21 protein-coding genes are annotated in these 21282 nt (G+C 43.1%); 16 read left to right on the top strand and 5 right to left on the bottom strand.

Annotated features, from left to right (window positions below; all coding sequences use genetic code 11):
- The first annotated feature begins 9 nt into the window (after positions 1-9).
- From dnaB to ACAY30_RS12565, 3 genes are all read left to right on the top strand, one after another.
- A complete protein-coding gene (gene dnaB, locus ACAY30_RS12575) occupies positions 10-1413 on the top strand; it encodes a replicative DNA helicase (protein WP_290252606.1) in 1404 nt (467 codons plus the stop codon).
- A 6-nt stretch (positions 1414-1419) separates the two neighbouring features.
- Positions 1420-2505 (top strand): alanine racemase, encoded by a 1086-nt coding sequence (gene alr / locus ACAY30_RS12570; RefSeq protein WP_290252607.1) that lies wholly within the window; start codon positions 1420-1422, stop codon positions 2503-2505.
- A gap of 190 nt (positions 2506-2695) precedes the next feature.
- Positions 2696-2935, top strand: a complete 240-nt coding sequence (locus ACAY30_RS12565; protein ID WP_290252608.1) for a DUF2375 family protein — start codon at positions 2696-2698, stop codon at positions 2933-2935.
- A 60-nt stretch (positions 2936-2995) separates the two neighbouring features.
- On the opposite strand, the gene ACAY30_RS12560 is transcribed toward ACAY30_RS12565, so the two are convergent.
- The gene (locus ACAY30_RS12560) at positions 2996-3439 is read right to left on the bottom strand and encodes a transcriptional repressor (RefSeq protein ID WP_290252609.1); all 444 of its coding nucleotides are present in this window, start codon (positions 3437-3439) and stop codon (positions 2996-2998) included.
- Between the two features lie 259 nt (positions 3440-3698).
- On the opposite strand from ACAY30_RS12560, the gene ACAY30_RS12555 reads away from it, so the two are divergent.
- From ACAY30_RS12555 to ACAY30_RS12515, 9 genes are all read left to right on the top strand, one after another.
- Positions 3699-4079, top strand: coding sequence for a VOC family protein (locus ACAY30_RS12555; protein ID WP_290252610.1), 381 nt, complete (start codon positions 3699-3701; stop codon positions 4077-4079).
- Positions 4080-4341: 262 nt separating this feature from the next.
- Positions 4342-5337, top strand: coding sequence for a tRNA dihydrouridine(20/20a) synthase DusA (dusA, locus tag ACAY30_RS12550; protein WP_290252611.1), 996 nt, complete (start codon positions 4342-4344; stop codon positions 5335-5337).
- A gap of 845 nt (positions 5338-6182) precedes the next feature.
- Complete coding sequence (locus tag ACAY30_RS12545; RefSeq protein WP_290252612.1) at positions 6183-6494, top strand: hypothetical protein; 312 nt, start codon at positions 6183-6185, stop codon at positions 6492-6494.
- A gap of 34 nt (positions 6495-6528) precedes the next feature.
- Positions 6529-7191, top strand: coding sequence for a phage shock protein PspA (pspA, locus tag ACAY30_RS12540; protein WP_290252613.1), 663 nt, complete (start codon positions 6529-6531; stop codon positions 7189-7191).
- Positions 7192-7387: 196 nt separating this feature from the next.
- A complete protein-coding gene (locus ACAY30_RS12535) occupies positions 7388-7591 on the top strand; it encodes a PspC domain-containing protein (protein ID WP_290252614.1) in 204 nt (67 codons plus the stop codon).
- Positions 7592-7606: 15 nt separating this feature from the next.
- On the top strand, positions 7607-7945 hold the full coding sequence (locus tag ACAY30_RS12530) for a hypothetical protein (protein ID WP_290252615.1): 339 nt from the start codon (positions 7607-7609) through the stop codon (positions 7943-7945).
- A gap of 149 nt (positions 7946-8094) precedes the next feature.
- Positions 8095-8529, top strand: coding sequence for a copper chaperone PCu(A)C (locus ACAY30_RS12525; protein ID WP_290252616.1), 435 nt, complete (start codon positions 8095-8097; stop codon positions 8527-8529).
- 20 nt (positions 8530-8549) lie between these two features.
- A complete protein-coding gene (locus ACAY30_RS12520; RefSeq protein WP_290252617.1) occupies positions 8550-9542 on the top strand; it encodes a DUF2333 family protein in 993 nt (330 codons plus the stop codon).
- A gap of 7 nt (positions 9543-9549) precedes the next feature.
- Positions 9550-10269, top strand: a complete 720-nt coding sequence (locus ACAY30_RS12515) for a TIGR04219 family outer membrane beta-barrel protein (protein WP_290252619.1) — start codon at positions 9550-9552, stop codon at positions 10267-10269.
- A gap of 190 nt (positions 10270-10459) precedes the next feature.
- Here ACAY30_RS12515 and ACAY30_RS12510 read toward each other — a convergent pair whose 3' ends face one another.
- Complete coding sequence (locus ACAY30_RS12510; protein ID WP_290252620.1) at positions 10460-11329, bottom strand: hypothetical protein; 870 nt, start codon at positions 11327-11329, stop codon at positions 10460-10462.
- 280 nt (positions 11330-11609) lie between these two features.
- Positions 11610-12440 carry a MipA/OmpV family protein gene (locus ACAY30_RS12505; RefSeq protein ID WP_290252621.1) on the bottom strand — a complete coding sequence of 277 codons (831 nt, stop codon included), beginning with the start codon at positions 12438-12440 and terminating at the stop codon, positions 11610-11612.
- Between the two features lie 284 nt (positions 12441-12724).
- Here ACAY30_RS12505 and ACAY30_RS12500 point away from each other — a divergent pair, with 284 nt between their 5' ends.
- Entirely contained in the window at positions 12725-13303 is a 579-nt protein-coding gene (locus tag ACAY30_RS12500; protein WP_290252622.1) for a hypothetical protein, read from the top strand.
- 344 nt (positions 13304-13647) lie between these two features.
- Here the strand turns inward: ACAY30_RS12500 and ACAY30_RS12495 are convergent, their stop codons facing one another.
- Positions 13648-15642: a sodium-translocating pyrophosphatase gene (locus ACAY30_RS12495; RefSeq protein WP_290252623.1), complete on the bottom strand. Its 1995-nt coding sequence runs from the start codon at positions 15640-15642 to the stop codon at positions 13648-13650.
- 356 nt (positions 15643-15998) lie between these two features.
- Between ACAY30_RS12495 and ppa the strand changes: the two genes are divergently transcribed.
- From ppa to fadA, 3 genes are all read left to right on the top strand, one after another.
- Positions 15999-16547 (top strand): inorganic diphosphatase, encoded by a 549-nt coding sequence (ppa, locus tag ACAY30_RS12490; RefSeq protein WP_290252624.1) that lies wholly within the window; start codon positions 15999-16001, stop codon positions 16545-16547.
- 314 nt (positions 16548-16861) lie between these two features.
- Complete coding sequence (gene fadB, locus ACAY30_RS12485) at positions 16862-19033, top strand: fatty acid oxidation complex subunit alpha FadB (protein WP_290252625.1); 2172 nt, start codon at positions 16862-16864, stop codon at positions 19031-19033.
- A 14-nt stretch (positions 19034-19047) separates the two neighbouring features.
- Positions 19048-20211, top strand: a complete 1164-nt coding sequence (gene fadA, locus ACAY30_RS12480) for an acetyl-CoA C-acyltransferase FadA (protein ID WP_290252626.1) — start codon at positions 19048-19050, stop codon at positions 20209-20211.
- A 51-nt stretch (positions 20212-20262) separates the two neighbouring features.
- Here the strand turns inward: fadA and ACAY30_RS12475 are convergent, their stop codons facing one another.
- Positions 20263-20907: a hypothetical protein gene (locus tag ACAY30_RS12475; protein ID WP_290252627.1), complete on the bottom strand. Its 645-nt coding sequence runs from the start codon at positions 20905-20907 to the stop codon at positions 20263-20265.
- Positions 20908-21282 lie beyond the last annotated feature (375 nt).

Below are 21282 nucleotides of genomic sequence, written 5' to 3'. Positions count from 1 at the left end.
TCATTACCCATGGCGCAAAAGCAGGCTAAGCATCAAGCCAAAGACAAACAGGTTGAGCAGTTAAAAGTTGCCCCTCATTCGATGGAGGCTGAGCAATCAGTATTAGGTGGCTTATTGCTTGATAACAATGCCTGGGATAATGTCTCTGAACGCGTTGTTGCCGAAGACTTTTACTCGCGCGCTCATCGCATCATATTTACCAACATTGGTGACTTGATTGAAAAAGGTCATCCGGTTGATCTGATTACCTTATCAGAAGCGCTGGAAAATCAGCAGCAAATTGATGATGTTGGCGGCTTTGTTTATCTCGCCGAAATGATGAAAAACACCCCGAGTGCGGCGAATATTCTCGCTTACGCTGGGATTGTTAGAGAACGTGCGGTAACCCGAGAGCTGATTGCTGTGGCAAATGAAATTGCCGATGCCAGTTATGACACCAGCGGTCGCAGCAGTGCAGAATTACTCGATTTTGCTGAAGGTAAGGTCTTTGCCATTGCCGAACAACGCGCGAATAAATCGGAAGGCCCTGAAAGTATTCACTCAATCATGGAGAAGACCGTTGATAAAATTGAAAAACTTTACGGTCAACCACACGATGGGGTAACTGGTGTATCTACCGGATTTACTGATCTCGACAAAATGACCGCGGGGATGCAACCCTCAGATTTGATCATTGTTGCTGCTCGCCCATCAATGGGTAAAACCACCTTTGCTATGAACTTAGTCGAGAGTGCGGCAATGACTCACGACAAGCCCGCTTTAGTGTTCTCGTTGGAGATGCCATCAGAACAAATCATGATGCGTATGTTGGCATCACTTGGACGCATAGACCAAACCAAAATTCGTACCGGTCAGTTAAACGACGAAGATTGGGCGAGACTGTCATCGACCATGGGCATATTAGTTGAAAAAGGTAAATTATTTGTCGATGATGCTGCGGGTTTGACGCCAACCGAAGTTCGCTCGCGCGCTCGTCGAGTAGCTCGCGATCACGGTGGTTTGTCAATGATCATGGTCGATTACCTACAATTAATGCGCGTGCCGCAATTTAGCGATAACCGTACCCTAGAAATCGCCGAAATATCCCGTTCATTAAAAGCATTGGCGAAAGAGTTAAATATTCCGGTTGTCGCCCTATCACAGCTGAACCGTTCATTGGAGCAACGCGCTGATAAGCGTCCGGTAAACTCGGATTTGCGTGAATCGGGCTCTATCGAGCAAGATGCTGACTTGATTATGTTTATTTATCGCGATGAAGTTTATCACGACGATTCACCGGATAAGGGCACCGCAGAAATCATTATTGGTAAACAACGTAACGGCCCCATCGGTCGGGTTAGAGTGACATTCCAAGGTCAATACTCTCGCTTTGATAACTTTGCCGGACCAGGCGGCATTATGGACGAAGATTAATAATTGATGTTCAACGCCCAGCAAACAGCCACCGCAACCATTGATACCGCGGCACTATTACACAATTATCAGTGCATTAAAAACATAGCTCCGGCCAGTAAGGTATTGGCCGTACTCAAAGCTAACGCCTATGGTCACGGTTTGGTACAAATAGCCAAAGCGTTACCGCAAGCCAATGCCTTTGGTGTCGCGCGTATCGAGGAAGCTTTGGAATTGCGTCAAGGAGGCATTGTTCAGCCCATAGTTTTACTTGAAGGTTTTTTTGATAAGCAACACCTGCCGATCATTGCAGCCAACAATTTACAAACTGTCGTACACAATCGCCAACAACTCGAAGCACTTGAACAAGCCGATGTTGAAGATGCGATTCAAGTTTGGCTGAAGATAGACACCGGCATGCATCGCCTTGGTATAGAGCCGGATGAGTGCGCCGAGTTTTATCAACGTTTACGCCAATGTAAAGTGGTTAAAGACAATCTTCGATTGATGAGTCACTTGGCCTGCGCTGATGACTTGGAAAGTGAACAAACTCGCCATCAACAACAGTTATTTGAGCAAATTACCGCACCGTTTAGTGGAGAGCGCACATTAGCTAATTCCGCGGCTATCTGCGCTTGGCCAGAATGCCATTATCAATGGGTTCGCCCTGGATTGATGTTATACGGCATTGACCCTCGCATCAGCGAAGGTGCTTTACCTATAGACTTACAACCGGTGATGACTTTGCATTCAAGCTTGATTGCGATTCGTCATATAAAAGCAGGAGAGTCGATAGGTTATAGCGCTGCTTGGCAAGCCAAGCAGGACACCTGCATTGGCGTGGTTGCTATTGGTTATGGAGACGGCTATCCACGACATGCTCAAAACGGTACACCAGTATTGATAAATGGCCGAGAAGTACCATTAGTGGGGCGCGTGTCAATGGACATGATCACCGTTGATCTGGGCGTTGCTGCCAAAGATAAGATTGGCGACCACGTTGAACTGTGGGGTAAAAACCTCAATATTAATCGCGTGGCAGCACATGCCACCACCATTGCTTACGAGCTATTGTGTAATATTTCCCGTCGGGTAAAAATCATCCTGCGCTGATCTTCTTTAGTCAAAGCGCACCTCACTGATACAGCCAATACGCTAGGTTCTTTCTTGGTCATCGCTTCAGAGTAACTATTGACCCAATTCGTAAAACTAAAAATGTTGGCTATAGTTATGCTATTGCGGTTAAAAAAAGGACTGAAGTTCTAATTTTTTAGCGCTTATTGACGATTGTGAGGCTTCACTTATGCAAAGTAATAATAATGCTGTAACCGTGTTGTATTATGAGCAAGATGATATGATGTCACTGTGTTCCGATGTGCTGACCAATGTCACCGTACAAAGTGATCGGCGGGTGATTTTTCCAGAATCATACCGCGACAATAAAATCATTATTGCCGTTCTTGATGGCGATTGTCACGTGCGCAACTCGTTAGGCGATCGCCCAATATACTCAAATAGCGAAAAACAAAACGAACTACAATAAACCGGCGTTCATTAACGGCGTAATTTTATTGATTATATCTAACGAGATGTCGCGCTACAGTTAGGTAGCGCGCTGGCAATTCTTACACCGTCCGTGTGCTTCTACTACTTGCTTGGTTATGGTAAAGCCACTGGCATCAGCCATCGCCCGTAAGGCGAGATCTAAATTGTTTGACTGAATTTCTTCCACACTGCTACAGTGATCGCAAATGAGTAACTGAACGGGGTGACTGCATTCGCTGAAGTGGTCGCACATTAAAAACGCATTGATCGATTCAATCTTATGAACAAACCCTTGGCTCGCGAGAAAATCGAGTGCCCGATAGACGGTGGCTGGTTTAGCACCGGGATCAATTTGCTTTAATTGTTCAAGTAAGTCATACGCGCCAATCGCGCCTTGATTTTGAGCCAACAAAAGAAAAACTTGTTCACGAGCAGGGGTGAGTCGACTACCGTTTTTCTTACAGTATTCTCTTGCTAATTCAAGTAGTTGTGAAGATTCCATAAATATTGTTGCACTGTGTCGATTAAACCTAGTGTATCATACCTCGTGCTTGATGCCAGCTTCGTTTGTAGTAATAGCGACCGCCGATATCAACAACGCTCGCGAGCCAGAATAATGTGATATTTCAGGTTATTAAAGCCATTTTAATCAGCTCTGCAAGCGATGAATTGCGATTTTTATCCCGTATCGATAAAGGTCATGTTTTAGTAAGGGCTAGTCAAGTTACCGCGAATACATAAAATAAACGCCAGGAGGTCCAATGCAACTTAACCAAGTTACCATGCCGGTAAAAAATATGCAGGAAGCTGTGCAGTTTTACCTTAAGCTAGGATTTACTCAAATTGTCGACACGCCCCACTATGCGCGTTTTACCTGCCCAGATGGCGACTCGACATTTTCCTTATCATTAGAAAGAGAAGACTTTGAAAATCACTCAGTGATCTATTTTGAACACGAAGAGCTAGAGGAACTGTGTCAACGGCTAAGTGAAAAAGGCATTGTTTTTGAGCAAGCGCCACAAGATCAGCGGTATTTGTGGAAAGAAGCCATTTTAAGAGATCCGTCAGGTAATAAAATAAAACTTTATTGGGCTGGCGAGAATCGTATCGATCCCCCTTGGAAGGTAGAAATAAAGGAATAAAACACCCTGTTGGTCGCCAAAGCGCAGTTTATAGCAATCGATGTGTCGAGAAATGTGCTAGAACCGTTATTGGTATTGCTCTTGTCGATAGTTTCTATGCTAAAATGTGCCAACTTAATGCTCCTGTATTTTGGGTACCTATAGGGGGACCTGCAGTAATTTGGGGACCTATTTGGGGTCCTATTTAGAGCAAATGAACTTGTTGGGTTTTTCAGGCGCGTTTGCCTATAACCCTTTATTTATAAGGTTTTCAAAGAATTTCATGGATAAGCCATTTACAGAACAACTCTCAGTCGCTCCAATGCTCGATTGGACAGATCGCCATTGTCGCTATTTTTTGCGCGTACTGTCTAAGCATACGGTGTTGTACACCGAAATGGTGACCACAGGAGCTATTTTGTATGGTAAGGGAGATTACCTAAGTTATAACACCGAAGAGCATCCCTTGGTACTGCAATTGGGTGGTAGCGATGTAAAAGCGATGACAGAGTGTGCAAAAATTGCAGAGCAATACGGCTACGATGCAATTAATATCAACGTCGGTTGCCCGTCTGATCGGGTTCAAAACGGCCGCTTTGGCGCGTGTTTGATGGCTGAACCTACATTGGTCGCAGACTGCGTTAATACCATGCAAAACGCGGTTTCAGTGCCGGTTACTGTAAAATCTCGTATCGGCATTGACGATCAAGACAGCTATGACTTTTTACATCAATTTATTGATACGGTTAGCGACGCAGGCTGTGAGCACTTTATTATTCACGCAAGAAAAGCCTGGCTTAGCGGTTTAAGCCCAAAAGAAAACCGCGAAATTCCGCCGCTTGATTACTCTCGTGTTTACCGCATTAAAAAAGACTTTCCCGAGTTAATGATTTCGATCAATGGTGGAATTAAAACGCTTGAAGAGTCGACTCAACATTTACAACATATCGACGGTGTAATGATTGGTCGTGAAGTGTATCAAAATCCGTATTTGTTGAGCTTGGCAGATCAACATATTTTTAATAAAGACTACCCGCAGATTTCACGTCAGCAGGTGATTGATCAGATGTGTGATTATATCGATAAGGTGATCTCTGATGAAAAACACGGACCACGTGTGTGGCACATTGTGCGTCACATGTTGGGTTTGTGTAATGGCTTACCTGGCGCGCGTAAATATCGTCGCTACTTAAGTGAAAATGCGGGAAAATCTGGAGCTGACTCGCGCGTGCTTCGCGAGGCTTTTGCATTAACGACCGTTGACGCTGACAACGCCTAGCTGTTTTTATTGCCGAGAATTGGCGTGTTTACGGTTCTAAATAATCAAGTGCCCAGTTAATTTGCCAAACGGATACAATATGTATCCGTTTTTTTTAGGCACAACATGATGTAGTGCCTAACTATCACCTAAAGTTAAGGATTTAATACCTGTGATTTAAACCTTTTTAAGACTTGTGACGACTAATAGACATATTACTCAACACAACGTTAACTAATACGACGTTACTCCCTGCGTTCACTAGTTGATAAATAAGAAGGTGTTTATGATTACCACGGTGTCTTTATTTTGGATTTTAATGTTACCGAGCGTATGTGCGCTGGTTTTTTCGGTTTTTATTACCCTTACAGAATTGATGCACTAGTAATCGATATGCACCCGACCGTGTGTCACTTATAATCGTTGTTTACAACACGATATATTCCTTATTGGTACATATAATTAGCGGTGCAGTGCTTCCTTCCACGACATACACATTCCCTAAATAGTTATCGCCACTTATCAAGCTACGAAATAGGTTAGCACCGTAGCTGGCCACCTATTCAAATTGGCCTAGTTTGGGTGCTGTACGTGTTATCTGATAAACAACTAAAGCATCTTTATCATCAAGTTGGTTAAATTGACTATTTCATTAGTCAAAAAAGCTAACTTTACAGTTGTTAATAACTTGTTTCTGGTTGCTTCGCGGTTCTTTTTTGTTTGATTAATTGTATATAAAACAATGGTTTGTTGGCTTTTTCGTAAGCTTGGCACGAGAGTTGAATTGTTATTAGGGAAAGCGGCTAACAATGATAAATACGCTTTATTTATTTTAACTAAAAGCCTACTCAGGGCAGGAGAGAAAAATGAACACCCCAATTAACAAAGCAGTAATTTTAGCAAGCGCTTTAGGTTTAGCAGCGATTGCTCCAACAGCAGCGCAAGCCGAACAAGTATCACTAGAGAAATATTTACAGTATGTAGTGACACAACAGTCAAAGGCGGTATTTGAGTCAGTTACTCAAGAAGTTGCTTACAGCATTGAGCAAGAAGTTGCCAACTTTAACATTGATTCATTACTTCGCAACGAAAAAGGCGTACCTTCGGTGACCATTCATGAGGCGACCGCGCAACTAGATAACTTGAATAAACCACTTTCTGAAGAATCAGCTAAGTAGTAATTTTCACAACAACGAATTTATGGAGTGACTTATGGGTATGTTTTCAAGAATAACAGACATCATTAATGCCAACATCAATGCATTACTGGACAAAGCAGAAAATCCCGAAAAGATGATTCGTCTAATTGTCCAAGAAATGGAAGAAACCTTGGTTGAAGTCAGATGTGAGGCGGCTAAATACATAGCCGAAAAGAAACAGCTAACACGTGCGTTAGAGCGCATTAATAAACAAGATACTCAATGGCAAGAAAAAGCCGAGTTGGCGTTATCTAAAGGTCGTGAAGACTTGGCACGCAGTGCACTTGTTGAAAAGCAAAAGCTAGCTCAAGAGCTATCAGAGTGCGAGCAAAGCATTCAACATATTGATGATGTTTTGACAGCTATTCAAACAGATAGCCAGCATTTGCAAAACAAACTAAGCGAGGCTAAAGCAAGACAACACGCCATAGTGACTCGTCAACAAACTGCAGAAGTGCGCTTACAAACTAAGAAGGTGTTAGACACCGGCGACATTGATCGAGCGATAGCGAAATTTGAACACTATCAACAAAAAGTTGACGATTTAGAGGCTCAGGTGGACGCATACGACGTTGTTGCCAATCAAAGTCTGGCAGATCAAATTGCCGAATTAGAGCAACAGGATGCTATCGCTCAACAGCTTGAAAAGTTGAAGCAACGCGTAGTCAATAGTTAACTGGCTATGTACACAGAGTAGGGGGGATCATGCTTAACTTTACGTTTCTTATGACCTGCTGGATGATTCCAGTGATTAGTTTCTTTATTGGTGCTGGCGTTTTTGGCTTAGTCAAATCGTGGTAGTAATTAACGTGCTAAGGGCAGAGTATTACCAGCCGTTAGACATTGTATGTTAGATGTTATTGGAGAGCAAAATGACACATTTTAAAAAACACGTTACTTTGAGCAAGGACATGTTGAACAAAAAAATTTGCGGCGTATGTGCAGGGATAGCGCGTTATTTTGATTTACCGGTTTTTGGCGTCAGAGCCGCAACCGTAGTGGTCGGCTTAATGATGCCTAGTACGGCTGTTATCGCTTATTTAGTTGCCGCATTAGTGATGCCAAATCGTTACTAGTAGTGGGGACTTGTGATGAACTTTTTTAAAGCACTTGCGCTCGCGATAGTGGCCACCGTTGTAATTACATGGGCATTGGGTACATCGTTAATTGAACTCTTTAATATCAGCCTGTATGTAGATCAACAAGTGGTCTCATCGTGGGCAGCAGTGAGCGTTGCCGCATTAGTAGCGGTCGTCGTGGCCTTGGTTACCGCAGCCATTTTGGTTAGTGTTTTTAGTTTAGTTATCTTTTTATTACTCGCTTTATTTGTTGGCTTAGCCGTTATGGGACTGGGGGTATTTTGGCCGGTACTGTTATTAGCTTTCATCGTTTACTTATTAAGCTCAAATCGCAGTAGCGCTGCCGCGTAGATAACAACAACTCGCCTTATCATCGAGGCGCACCTCACTCCACATTGCAAAACTCCAAGTCACAGAGTAATTTACCAAGGTATCATTTAAGTTGTTAACTCAGTTAAAATAAGCGACCATTACAACAGTATTAATTAACGGGTTAATTTATGAAAAACATATGCTTATTGATACTTCTTATGGTCAGCTTCCAAGTGTCAGCCGATCATCTTACGGTTAAACACTACTATGTAAAAGAATCCATACCGGGCACGGCGGTAACATCGGCTTACATGCTTATTAACAATCACGGTGATGACGATGTTAAATTGTTAAAAGTGACATCAACCCTGAGTGAGCGCATTGAACTGCATCAACATGTTTTTGCCGATCAAATGATGAAAATGCAACAGGTTCAATCAATTAGCGTTCCAGCAAAGGGTTCGGTAAAGCTTCAGCCTCACGGATTTCACATCATGATATTCAAACCTAATCAGCTTGTGAAACAAGGGCAATACGTAGATCTAAGGTTATACTTTGATGATGGTGTTACAGTGAATTTAGATGTTCCTGTGATTAGCTCAAAAACTAAGAAAACTCACTAAATTTGTAATAAGGATTTATCATGGCGTTAAAATTTTCAGCAAAATCAGTAACATTGAGTGTTGCTGTGATTATCTTTCTGTTTTATTTACTCGGGGTTTTTTGGAGCTTTGAACCAGACACGTTTGATGTGAGAGAAGCAGCCTTAACTGATGCTAAGGTTGCCAATGTAAAGCCGGTAGTCGGCTATACAACCACTACGGCAACAATTAAAGTGGCCGAAACCATTTTGAACAAACCAGGCGGTTACTTAGCCAACGATATTACCCCGCCGTCGGTACTATTAGATAATATACCAGCGTGGGAATTTGGCGCCTTGGAAATGGTGCGAGACATGTCTTTGAGTATGCGCCAGCTATTCTCGCGCTCACAATCACAATCGCAAGAAAATAAATATCTAAAGGCTGCCCAGCCCAAATTTAATATCGGCCACTTAAACTGGGCAATACCGTCAGCCGAAGGTGAATATGCATCGGCGATTGAAGATTTGTATTCATATCGCAAGGCGCTTGCTGATCCCTTGGTGCAAGATGCGCAATTTTATGCTCGTGCCGATAATTTGCGCGATTATTTGCGCGAAGTAGAAAAACGCTTAGGCAGTTATTCACAACGGTTAAGTGCTAGTGTGGGGCGCAATCAATTAAATACTGATTTAGCTGGCGATAAAGTCGCTCAGCAGTCCACATACAGTGCCTCTTCTGTTATAGTAAAAACCAGTTGGTGGAAAATCGACGATGTCTTTTACGAATCACGCGGTGCCTGTTGGGCATTGCTGCATATGTTACAAGCCATTGAGGTTGATTTCGCTGACGTATTAGAAAATAAAAACGCTACTGTAAGTGTTAGTCAAATAATTAGAGAGCTTGAAGCAACTCAACAAACTGTGTGGAGCCCATTGATCCTCAATGGTAATGGATTTGGTTTTGTCGCCAATCATTCATTGGTTATGGCAAACTATATCTCAAGAGCCAACGCAGCATTGATTGATTTGCGAGAGCTGTTAAGTCAAGGATAATAATAAAATGAAAAAAAGCGCTGTGTTAGTTGCTTCGGCAATGGTGTTGGCCAGTGCAAACGCCAACGCCGATGCGATTGGGGTTTACATCGGGGCTCAAGCGTGGGATATGGCTGCCGAAGGTAGCTACGCTGATAATCAAGTTCAGGATGAGTTCGTATTTGAAGACGAAAGCGAATCTCGCTTTTACATTGAACTAGAGCACCCAGTCCCGTTCATTCCAAATTTTAAAGTTGCTCAGTCTGGTATTGAGGTTAACGGTGTCGAGTTAAGTTCGATTCAAGACGTTGCTCTTGGCGCAACCAATATTGATATCAGCTACACAGACTACACCTTGTACTATGAACTATTCGATAACGGTTTGTTCTCATTTGACTTTGGTCTTACTGGGAAAGACTTAGACGGCGAGTTCCAAAGTGTTGATCAAGCTGGCTTAGATGTTGACAGTGTTGATGCCGTCATTCCTATGCTTTATGTTTCTGCCGAAGTTGGCTTGCCATTAACGGGGTTAAGTGCGTTTGCTGAAGGCAATTTCCTGTCATTTGACGGCCATACATTGTCAGACTATCAAGCAGGTATTGCCTATGCAGTAATTGACAACATGGTTGTTGATGTTGATCTACAGTTGGGTTATCGCGCTGTTAACATGGAACTTGATGATTTAGACGGTATTTATTCTGATCTAAAATTTGATGGTGCCTTTGCCGGTGTTGAAGTACACTTTTAATAACTAATACAGGTGTTTATCGCACATGTATTAAATCGTAAAAGCCTGCTAGTTGCAGGCTTTTTTGTTTGAGCTGGCGCGCCGTGATTGCGCGGCGAAAAGCCTTAGCGCTAATCGAACAAGCGTGCACGCATTATCAATCTTGCCTCGAATTGCTGTTTGGTTATTATCAAAGTATGCATTAATCGAGTTAAGGTTTATCGATTGCGTCGATGATTTTAAATGCAAATAAGCTGGTGAGAAGAGCACCGCGTTGCTTATCATCTTCATTGTATTGAAGGTAAATATGATCAGCGGGTTGTTCTTCGGCAAGGCATGCTTGGTAGAGGTCGTTTTGTTCGATACAAAGTGCCATTGAGCCTGGCAAATCAAATACCTGACCATCAAGGAGATAGCGAGTCGGTTGAGTTAACTGGTAGTTGGTCATGTCATCATTAATCAGCAGCGCAAACTTGTTGTCTTTGGAATGCCAGCGCGTTTGGTATAACGCTTCACCAATCGTACCTTGGCAGGTTAAAATCTCATCAGGTTTTTCTGTGTAGCCAAAAACTTCTTCGTTATCATCGAAAAAGCTAACAACTTGTGCTTTAGAAATATAGAAGCACGCAGAATGTGCTAATTCGCCATTGGGAAGCTGTGTGGTAAAGGCAAAATCTTTGGTGTATTTATCTATGTCATTTCTGGTGACACCTTGCCCATCGATAATCAAACCGGCAAAGTTCCCCTCTTTATCAACGTGTACTTGTTTAGAGCCAAATTTGTAACTGACAATGTCACCATCTTCATCCCAAGTAAATCCAAACCCATTAACGCCTACGGTTGTTCGGATCTTCAAGTTAGTGAATAAATCTAAAAAATTGTATTCAATATTTTGAACGCGATAGTTACAAGCGCTCACGTGAAGTGTCTCTTTAACACTCCAACCATCGCCGTCAACGATTTGACATCGCTCAATGTCATTTACTTGATTAGCGGGGATATGCAAGCTCGCATTATCGATCGATTGGCAAGCAGATAATGTTAAAACCGAGGCAAGACTCATATATTTGGCGAGGGTCATCGGGTATCCTTACTCATTGTTATGGGGCATAGTTGTGGAGGTACGGTGTCAATTTAGAAAGTGCCTTGGCTTTAGCTACTCAACTGTACCTAGTTTGCTTTGCAAACAGTGTCTACCAATAGTTGTTAAGAAAAAACAGATTAAATCAAAAGGTATTTATAATCAACTGGTTAAGTGTGGTTGGTGATTGGTCGATGCACTCTAAGCAATCAATCACCAACGTCTTCTAAGTGACAGAGTCGTCCTGGGTAAGCAACAGCAATCAACTAGGTTGGTCACGCTAAAATATGTAAATGAATCCAACACCCACTTCGGCTTCGTAATTGTTGCGGGTGATCGGGCTGTCTTTTATATCACCACTGTAGTGTTCGTAAACGGCCTCACCGAACACTTGCCAATTTTTAGCGATATAGGTTCGATAATTATAATTCAAGCCAAATGAGCGGAACCCTCCACTCAAATGAGTTTCTTGGAGCCCTGAAGCCGCAGATTGGCGGGCGTTTATACCAAAATCTTTGTTGGCGTAATCGCTATCGTGAAAAACCGCAACAATGGCAATTTCAGAGCCAGTTCCATTATTCTGCCCACCAAAGCGGTAGCCTATGCCAAACAAGCCAAGATTTCCATTTTCACTGGCGACTACTCTGCCATCGAGCCAGTAACGCCAGTTATTATCTAACGCATAGCGCGTTTGCAGTACTATTTCTGTACCCTCATCGCCATCACCAAGGCCATTCAAATGTCCCTCATCAGAGTCACTTTCTTCGCGACCTTCCTCGAAAGCGATGGCTGCATCAAACAGCCATTTGTCATAGCGAAGACCTCGCCAGCCCAGCGCTTCACCGGCCCAATAGAATATATTATCTCCGCGTCGATACTGAACTGCACCTGCGGGATCTACTTCGAGTCCAAATTCATCAGAGCCCTCATAAGCCGATTCGTATTCAATACCCAAACCGAGGCCGACTGCCCAACCATCTTCACCCTTGGTAAAATCGTCGATTGAAGGTAAAGGAACTAACGTTGTATAACTGTCTTGAGCTAAAACGGTATTCGCAGCAAAAATATAGATCGATATGATGAACGGTAAACGCGTTGTTATATTTAGCATTTTGACACCCAAGTATTTTATCGTTGGACGCGGAAAGTCCAAACATCTTCACGTGTAATCATTAGTATAGGTTGTCAGTTGACATTTTTATGGACAGAGCGCAATTGATGACAAAAACATAGTGAGGCTTTGAGTTTCCCCGAATTTGCGTCGGTCGTATATTTAGCGTAAGTTGTTGATTAATAAGTGCAGTGGCGAAAGGCTGTTGTGTTCGAGTATGGAACATATCGTCAACCAAAGCTTGTTACTTTCTCAATAATCATGTTAAGTAGCGTGGAAAATAAATGAAGACAATATTGGGTTTAATAGTTTTACTAGCATTTAGCTTACCATCCTATTCGCGCACAAAACCCTTATGTTGGGATTCGTTGAAAGCTAAAACTAAACTGGTCCTTCATGGAGATGTCATAGCAGCTGAAGCTATTGAACATTCGGAAGAGGGTAGTACTCAAATTAAACTCACGGTCTCTGTTATTGATGTACTCTATTCTAAAAATAAAGATGGCGTCATTAAATCTAAAGAACAGACTGAAATATACTTAACTTCTCGCCAAAATGTTACGCCCGTAGGAACTTCTGGTATTTATTTCTTGCATGATGATCAAGGATGGGTATCAATCGATTACCAAAATGGTGCGTGGCCACTCATTCCTATCCGAACTGGAACGCCTGGAACTATAGGAGCAGAGATACATTACGTTGTAAATTTTAAAGGAATGTATATCTGTGACTTACCACTTGATCTGAAATTAGAGTTATTTGAGTGGACTTGGGATCGTGAAAATGATTTGGAGGTACTTACTAAAAATCACTATTTAGAAATCAATAAGATTAAAGCTAATTTAGCTCTATTTTTAGAGTAAAACTTAACAAGTCAGTCAATCTAGATCTTTAATCATTAGTTTGGTTCAATCACCGTCACAAACTGACATTTATGATTGGCTTGTGGGAACAAGGTTTGTTTAAGTGAATTAGCGCTCGATGCTTCTTCATTCAACAAAGCCATTGAATCTCGGTATGTACGAGTCAGGTAGATGATTTAACGGTATACAAAGAGAATGAGGCTTACTCCCGGATAGTGATGGTATTTAACCCCGAATAGGCAAATTCAAACGTGATAAAAAAGACCGAATAGCCAGTGCTGTTCGGTCTTTTTTTTACAGCTGCAGTTAGGGCTATATGCCAACTGATTTTTGCAATGCGACAGCTATAGCACTGGTGCAATAACTAACGAGACAATCGCCATAACGTTAATGAGTATATTCATCGATGGGCCAGAAGTATCTTTAAACGGGTCGCCTACCGTGTCGCCAACAACCGTAGCGGCGTGTACCTCACTGCCTTTACCGCCGTAATTGCCTTTTTCGACGTATTTCTTCGCGTTGTCCCAAGCCCCACCAGCATTGGCCATCATTAAAGCCATCAACACACAACCTAATAAGGCACCGCCTAACGTACCGCCAAGTGCTTGTGGGCTAATGCCAAAACCGACAACCACGGGAACACCTACTGCAACAACGCCGGGAAAGATCATTTTTTTCAAGGCCGCGGTGGTGGCAATATCTACGCATCGCGCGGTATCGGGTTCGGCTTCGCCTTTTAATAAACCGTCAATCTCTCTAAACTGGCGTCGAATTTCATTGATCATTTCAAAGGCCGCATCGCCAACAGCTGTCATAGTTATCGAGGCAATTAAAAACGGTACCATGCCGCCAATAAACAAGCCCATGAGCACTTCGGGATCGCCAAGGTGTAATGAAAAATCAGGAATTTTTACCGTCATGGTTTCAACGTAGGCGGCGATGATTGCTAATGCCGCCAATGCTGCCGCTCCAATAGCAAAACCTTTACCAATGGCTGCGGTAGTATTGCCTAACTCGTCAAGTGAATCGGTAATGTGACGGGTTTCTTCTCCCAAGCCAGCCATTTCCGCGATACCACCAGCATTATCGGCGACAGGGCCATAAGCATCAATGGCCATGGTAATACCAACGGTGGCTAACATACCAACAGCGGCAATACCAACCCCGTATAAACCAGCCATCTGAGTTGACGCATAAATAATGGCACTTAAGGTTAATATTGGAATAACCACTGACTCCATACCCACCGATAAACCGGTAATCATTACCGTAGCTGAGCCTGTTTGACCCGATTTGGCAATTTTGTGAACCGGTTTACTTGAAGTGTAGTATTCGGTAACAAGACCAATCACAATACCACCTACAGCCCCAGTTAGTACCGCATACCAGACATTGGAATTAATACCCATGTACTGAATAACAAAATACGCGACAACGATAAACAGCAATGCAGAGCCCATGGTACCGGTGCGCAGTGCCACTTCGGCTTTGCTCGATGACATCATTTTGACTAACAAAATACCGATAATAGAGCACACTAAGCCGGTAGATGCGAGTACGAGCGGCAGCGCCATCAGCGCATTGCGACTACCGAGGCTATCGACAATCATGGTAGACGCGATTGCTATTGAGGCAATCATCGAACCGCAATAAGACTCAAAAATGTCAGAGCCCATACCGGCAACGTCGCCAACATTATCACCGACATTGTCGGCTATGACGCCAGGGTTTCTTGGGTCATCCTCTGGAATGCCCGCTTCTATTTTACCGACCAAATCGGCACCGACATCAGCGCTCTTGGTAAAGATACCGCCACCGACACGCGAAAATAACGCCACCGATGAAGCGCCCATACCAAAACCGTGAATGTAATGTGCTGTTGTTGGATCACCGCCAAAGTACCAATATAGTGTGCCAAGTCCTATTAGTCCTAAAGAAGCGACGCACAAGCCCATTACAGAGCCGCCAAAAAACGCGACGGTGAGTGCAGGCGCCGCGCCCTTGTCGTGAGCGGCCGCAGTGGTGCGCACATTGGCTTTCGTTGCGGTAAACATACCAATATAACCAGCTAGCGCTGATGATAAGGCGCCAACGAGAAAAGCTAAAGCGGTGTTTGCCGCAACAAAAAAATAAAGTAATACAAGTAAAACGGCAGCGAAGACTGCGAGCATTTTGTATTCTCTGTGCATGAACACCATGGCGCCAAGGTGGATTTGGCTGGCAATCTTTTGCATCGTCTCATTACCTTCGGGGTAAGATTTGATGACGTTGTACAAAATAAAAGCGACAATCAATCCAATGACGCCCAGTAAGGGAGGAAGTAATAACATGTAGTCCATAGTAGTCCCATTATTGTTGTTATCAGGCAAAACCTAACTGCAAACAGGTTTTTATGGCTTATGTGGTAAGCATGCCCACTCACCCCGCAATATACGGCTTAATTTTTGCGAGTGTCTTTTATAAAAATCTTTAAATATTAAAGTGTTACTAATACATTAGTCGCATAATTAAAAAATGTATAGTTGGTGAGTGAAAATTGCTCGTCGGGGATTTGTATTTTTTTTGGGAAAATATCGCTTTATCGGCTAAAGTTTGCCCAGATATTACGCACTTTTATAGCAAAAACAGATGTATTTAAAAATTAACTGGTTATAATAGCGCCTTAATTTTTTTATAGATTCCATTGGGGAAAACCATGAGCTTAAATAACGTACCTGCAGGTAAAAACCTGCCAGAGGAAATTAACGTAATCATCGAAATCCCAGCTCACGCTGATCCGGTAAAATACGAAGTTGATAAAGATTCGGGCGCAATTTTTGTTGATCGCTTTATGTCAACTTGTATGCACTATCCAACCAACTATGGTTATGTGCCTCACACTTTATCAGAAGATGGTGACCCAGTTGACGTTTTAGTACCAACTCCATTCCCATTAATGCCGGGTGCAGTTATTCGTTGTCGTCCAATTGGCGTTCTAAAAATGACCGATGAGTCGGGTGAAGACGCAAAAGTATTGGCCGTTCCAGTAGACAAATTATCAACAATCTACCGCGGTATTAACGAAGCATCTGAAATGCCAGAGCTTTTATTAAACCAAATCTCTCACTTCTTTGAGCGTTACAAAGATCTAGAACCAAACAAGTGGGTAAAAATTGAAGGTTGGGACAACGCCCAAGCTGCAAAAGATGAAATCACTGCAAGCGTAACTCGCTACAACGAAGCAGAAGACAAGCCTGCATTCTAAGCAAATATTGTCTAAAGACTTGTAAAAGCCCGTTTATACGGGCTTTTTTTTGCCCATAAAAAGGCAATCACTGTGATATGTTGCAACTGCCCTTAGACTAAAATATTTTGTGATATTTTAAACACAAAATTAAAACAGTCGTTTAAAAAAGTATTGATTTGATGCGTAAGACAAGGCACACTCTTTGCGCTAAGATTACTATTCAGCTTTGTAAAACAACAAGATTTTTAGTGTTATTGGCTAGTTAAAGCAATGCCCAATAACACCCAAAGACAACAAGATAACGATAATCCTTAACCCAAAAGGAGACAGGCATGATCTATCAAGGCGAACGCCTCACTGCCAAACTACTCGACGATAATATCGTTGAACTGTGTTTTAACGCACCGGGTTCGGTTAACGCATTGAACCTAGCAACCCTAAATGAATACAAACAAGCCATAGCAGCCATTGCAGCAAATGACGACGCCCAAGGGGTGATTGTAACCTCTGCTAAATCAACCTTCATCGTTGGCGCCGACATTACTGAATTTACTGAATTATTTAAAACTCCTGATGAGCAAATCAGTGGTGTATTTAAGTCAAGTAGTGATATTTTTGATGCCTTTGAAGACTTGCAAATACCAACGGTTGCGGCCATTAACGGCTTTGCATTGGGCGGTGGTTGTGAAACCGCATTAGTGTGTGATTATCGAGTGGCTGATACAACGGCGCGAATTGGTTTACCCGAAGTGAAGTTGGGGTTGATGCCAGGGTTTGGCGGTACGGTGCGACTACCGCGAATCATTGGTGTTGATAATGCCTTAGAGTGGATGACCACAGGTAAACCTCACAAAGCAGAGGACGCATTGGCGTACCGCGCAATTGATGCTGTTGTTGCCCCAGAAAATCTGCGTCAAGCAGCTTTGTCTATGGTTAAGGATGCGATCAGCGGACAACTGGACTGGCAAGCGCGCAAGGCAGAAAAGATGCAGCCGGTGACATTATCAGAAACCGAGCACTTAATGAGCTTTTCTACGGCTAAGGCGATGGTCGCGGCAAGTGCAGGAAAACATTATCCTGCGCCCATGGCGATGGTAGAGCTACTGGAAAAATCAGTTAAATTGCCTCGAACTGAAGCCATGTTATTAGAAAATTCAGCCTTCGGTGTTTTGGCCAAAACAGATGCTTGTACAGCACAAGTAGGCCTGTTTTTAGCGGATCAAGTGGTTAAAGGCAAAGCTAAAAAAGCAGCTAAATCAGCGACGACAACAATAAATCGTGCTGCGGTTATCGGTGCGGGTATTATGGGGGGCGGTATTGCCTATCAGTCGGCCTATACCAACACTCCAATTTTGATGAAAGATATCAATACCGACGCATTAAAGCTTGGCTTAGATACGGCATCAGATATTTTGTCTAAGCAAGTAGACAAAGGCCGCCTGCAAGCCAGTAAGATGGCCAAGGTGTTAAATAACATCACCCCTACCTTGGATTACCAAGGTTTAGCCGATGTTGATATTGTGGTTGAAGCTGTCGTTGAAAACCCTAAGGTTAAGGCGGCAGTTCTAAAAGAAGTGGAACAGAGTGTTAGCGAAAGCTGTATTTTAACGTCGAACACCTCAACTATTTCTATAGATGAATTGGCGAAGAACTTGCAAAATCCAGAGCGTTTCTGTGGGATGCACTTTTTTAATCCTGTTCATAAGATGCCACTTGTCGAGGTTATTCGAGGCGAGCACACGTCTGATGAAACGGTCGCAGCGGTCGTGGCGTATGCGTCAAAAATGGGCAAGTCGGCCATTGTTGTTAACGATTGTCCTGGCTTTTATGTCAATCGAATTTTATTTCCTTACCTCGCTGCGTTGAGCCAACTGTTAGTTGATGGTGCAGATTTTGTCGCCGTTGACAAAGTTATGGAAAAACAATTTGGCTGGCCTATGGGACCGGCCTACTTGTTGGATGTGGTTGGTCTAGATACCGCTGTACATGGTTCGGGTGTTATGGCTGATGGCTTCCCAACGCGCATGGCAAAACTCGCAAAAGATCCCGTTGAACTGCTGTATCGTCACAATAAGCTCGGTCAGAAAAATGGCTCAGGGTTTTACGATTACGACAAAGATAAACGCGGTCGCATGGTTAAAGTAGCGAGCAAAGAAAGCATTGAGTTGCTTTCTCAAGTTTGCAGTGACGCAGTACCATTTAACCAGCAAGAGATTATTGCCCGTCTGATGATACCTATGGTAAACGAAACCATTCGCTGTTTAGAGGAAGGTATTGTTGATACCGCTGCTGAAGCCGATATGGCCTGCATTTATGGTCTTGGCTTTCCGCCATTTAGAGGTGGTCCAATGCGCTATTTAGAAACCTTGGGCTTAGATAATTTTATCGAGCAGGCTGATAAATACGCACATTTAGGTGAAATGTACCAGGTAACCGATGGTTTGCGCAACATGGCTAACACCGGTAAATCGTACTTTGATACTGACGTAAAAGCAGCGAAATAAGGGCAGGGATAATTATGAATGAAGTCGTTATAGTAGATTGTATACGATCGCCAATGGGGCGTTCAAAAGGTGGTGTGTTTAGAAATACTCGCGCTGAAGAGCTATCAGCATCGCTAATGAGTGCTATATTAAAGCGCAATCCTCAATTAGACCCTGCTGATATAGAAGATGTGATTTGGGGATGCGTTAAACAAACCAAAGAGCAGGGCTTTAATATTGCCCGCAATGCTGCGCTACTTGCAGGTATTCCCAAGTCGGTAGCGGGCGTTACCGTAAACCGCTTGTGTGGCTCGTCGATGCAGGCGTTACACGACGCTGCTACCTCAATTATTGCCGGGCAGGGTGATGTATTCCTAATCGGTGGTGTTGAACACATGGGACATGTGCCTATGATGTACGACGTAGATTTTGCACCTGCAATGGCTAAGTATATGGCCAAAGCAGCGGGGAATATGGGGCTAACGGCTGAATTACTCGGTCGTCAACACGCTATCTCACGTGAAATGCAAGACGAGTTTGCGGCGCGCTCGCATCAGCGTGCATATGCCGCTCAACAGCAAGGCGCGTGGAATAATGAAATAGCAGCGGTACCCGGCCACAACAGCTTAGGTGCGTTGCAGCTTATCGATCAAGATGAAGTGATACGTCCAGACTGTACGGTAGAGAGTTTACAAACGTTACGTCCGGTATTTGATCCGGTTAATGGTACCGTTACCGCGGGTTCGTCATCGGCAATTTCTGATGGTGCCAGTGCGATGTTAGTTATGTCAGCGAGCAAAGCAAAAGCACTGGGCTTAAAGCCTCGCGCAAAAATAAAATCGATGGCTGTTGCTGGTTGCGATCCAGCAACAATGGGCTACGGTCCAGTACCAGCAACGCAAAAAGCGCTTAAGCGTGCGGGCTTAACCATTGCCGATATTGACCTTGCTGAATTTAACGAAGCGTTTGCCGCGCAAGCGTTATCATGTATTAAATCGCTGGGTATGCTCGATGTGATGGAAGACAAGATTAATTTAAATGGTGGGGCGATAGCGCTTGGTCATCCATTGGGATGTTCTGGTGCTCGTATTTCGACAACACTGATTAATTTAATGGAAAATCGCGACGCTAATATTGGTCTTGCTACTATGTGTATCGGTTTAGGCCAAGGTATCGCCACCGTGTTTGAACGGGTATAGTTGCTAGCCGTTATAAGAAAAACTAGGGCTGAGACCCTAGTTTTCCTTTTGTCACGAGCGACTTTGTACTGTTAATTGCTCTTCTTTGACACCAGCAGCTATTGCTGTATCAATAATTGTTTTCTCATCAATTCCTGCCGCCATTGCAGATTTTACGATAGTGTTAATCTGTTCCGGTTGGGTCGATTGTATCGCTACAGCCATAATCTGCGTTTGCTGCTGTGGAAAATTAACAAATAAATAATCGAGTAAAGAGCGCACTCGTCTGGGCAGTGTTGCAAAGGTATTGTGCAGGGTTTGATCAAATTCTGAGGGGTACTCGTTGAGCATTCGGTGCAGTATGGAATTAGACATTGAAGGCATCGTTTTTAACGCTTCCTTCAAAATTTCTTGTTTCTTTGTTAATTCAGCACTTGCCGCATTAATGACTATTTCATCGGCATAAGCCGGTTCAGCTTTTATTGCTGTTTTAACGATATCGGTTATGGTTGCAACTTGGTGATTAATAGCGAGAGCAATAATTTCGTCGGCGTAATTTGGATCACTTCTTAGGGCTCCGCGAATAATTTGGCGATATTTGTTAGGGTAATTACTGATTGCTAGCGATAAAATTTTATCGCTTAATTCAGGATAGCGATTTAACAAGCTACTGATTGTTCTGCTAACCGATATTTTCTTTTCAATCGATTGGTTCATCAGCGCTGATATCATTTGATCTTGGCTAGGTGACGCCGCCAAAGACCCACTAATTAGACACATAATCACTAAGGCGAAACTCCGACATAAGTTGTTATTAGTTATTATTGAAGTTTTAACATGCATGAGAGCCTCATAATATATTAATGAACACATATGTGTTGGTCATAAGACCTTAACTACGACAGTTATTTGTAGAAACTACCAGCATAACAACCAAGGTAGTATAAAAAGTAGGAACACAGAGCCAGTAAAAAGTTCCCTCGCGCGGCTCGATTGTTAACTGCTTACCTTTGTTTTGTTGATTTTATGTAAGTTGATGTGTGTGTTGGCTAATATTTGCGCTGTTAAGCGGTTTTTATAAGATTTTTGCAA

The sequence above is a fragment of the Thalassotalea ponticola genome, from assembly GCF_041379045.1.
Classification (GTDB): domain Bacteria; phylum Pseudomonadota; class Gammaproteobacteria; order Enterobacterales; family Alteromonadaceae; genus Thalassotalea_A; species Thalassotalea_A ponticola.
This window is presented reverse-complemented; position numbering and strand designations above follow the sequence as displayed.

Bases quoted from the DNA above. Each gene is read 5' to 3' on its own strand.
- ACAY30_RS12555 (WP_290252610.1), top strand. From the start codon at position 3,699: ATGCAACTTAACCAAGTTACCATGCCGGTAAAAAATATGCAGGAAGCT.
- ACAY30_RS12475 (WP_290252627.1), bottom strand. From the start codon at position 20,907: ATGAACCAATCGATTGAAAAGAAAATATCGGTTAGCAGAACAATCAGT.
- pspA (WP_290252613.1), top strand. From the start codon at position 6,529: ATGGGTATGTTTTCAAGAATAACAGACATCATTAATGCCAACATCAAT.
- fadA (WP_290252626.1), top strand. From the start codon at position 19,048: ATGAATGAAGTCGTTATAGTAGATTGTATACGATCGCCAATGGGGCGT.
- dnaB (WP_290252606.1), top strand. From the start codon at position 10: ATGGCGCAAAAGCAGGCTAAGCATCAAGCCAAAGACAAACAGGTTGAG.
- ACAY30_RS12565 (WP_290252608.1), top strand. From the start codon at position 2,696: ATGCAAAGTAATAATAATGCTGTAACCGTGTTGTATTATGAGCAAGAT.
- dusA (WP_290252611.1), top strand. From the start codon at position 4,342: ATGGATAAGCCATTTACAGAACAACTCTCAGTCGCTCCAATGCTCGAT.
- fadB (WP_290252625.1), top strand. From the start codon at position 16,862: ATGATCTATCAAGGCGAACGCCTCACTGCCAAACTACTCGACGATAAT.
- ACAY30_RS12505 (WP_290252621.1), bottom strand. From the start codon at position 12,440: ATGCTAAATATAACAACGCGTTTACCGTTCATCATATCGATCTATATT.
- ACAY30_RS12535 (WP_290252614.1), top strand. From the start codon at position 7,388: ATGACACATTTTAAAAAACACGTTACTTTGAGCAAGGACATGTTGAAC.
- ACAY30_RS12520 (WP_290252617.1), top strand. From the start codon at position 8,550: ATGGCGTTAAAATTTTCAGCAAAATCAGTAACATTGAGTGTTGCTGTG.
- ACAY30_RS12545 (WP_290252612.1), top strand. From the start codon at position 6,183: ATGAACACCCCAATTAACAAAGCAGTAATTTTAGCAAGCGCTTTAGGT.
- ACAY30_RS12500 (WP_290252622.1), top strand. From the start codon at position 12,725: ATGAAGACAATATTGGGTTTAATAGTTTTACTAGCATTTAGCTTACCA.
- ppa (WP_290252624.1), top strand. From the start codon at position 15,999: ATGAGCTTAAATAACGTACCTGCAGGTAAAAACCTGCCAGAGGAAATT.
- ACAY30_RS12525 (WP_290252616.1), top strand. From the start codon at position 8,095: ATGAAAAACATATGCTTATTGATACTTCTTATGGTCAGCTTCCAAGTG.
- ACAY30_RS12515 (WP_290252619.1), top strand. From the start codon at position 9,550: ATGAAAAAAAGCGCTGTGTTAGTTGCTTCGGCAATGGTGTTGGCCAGT.
- alr (WP_290252607.1), top strand. From the start codon at position 1,420: ATGTTCAACGCCCAGCAAACAGCCACCGCAACCATTGATACCGCGGCA.
- ACAY30_RS12560 (WP_290252609.1), bottom strand. From the start codon at position 3,439: ATGGAATCTTCACAACTACTTGAATTAGCAAGAGAATACTGTAAGAAA.
- ACAY30_RS12495 (WP_290252623.1), bottom strand. From the start codon at position 15,642: ATGGACTACATGTTATTACTTCCTCCCTTACTGGGCGTCATTGGATTG.
- ACAY30_RS12510 (WP_290252620.1), bottom strand. From the start codon at position 11,329: ATGACCCTCGCCAAATATATGAGTCTTGCCTCGGTTTTAACATTATCT.
- ACAY30_RS12530 (WP_290252615.1), top strand. From the start codon at position 7,607: ATGAACTTTTTTAAAGCACTTGCGCTCGCGATAGTGGCCACCGTTGTA.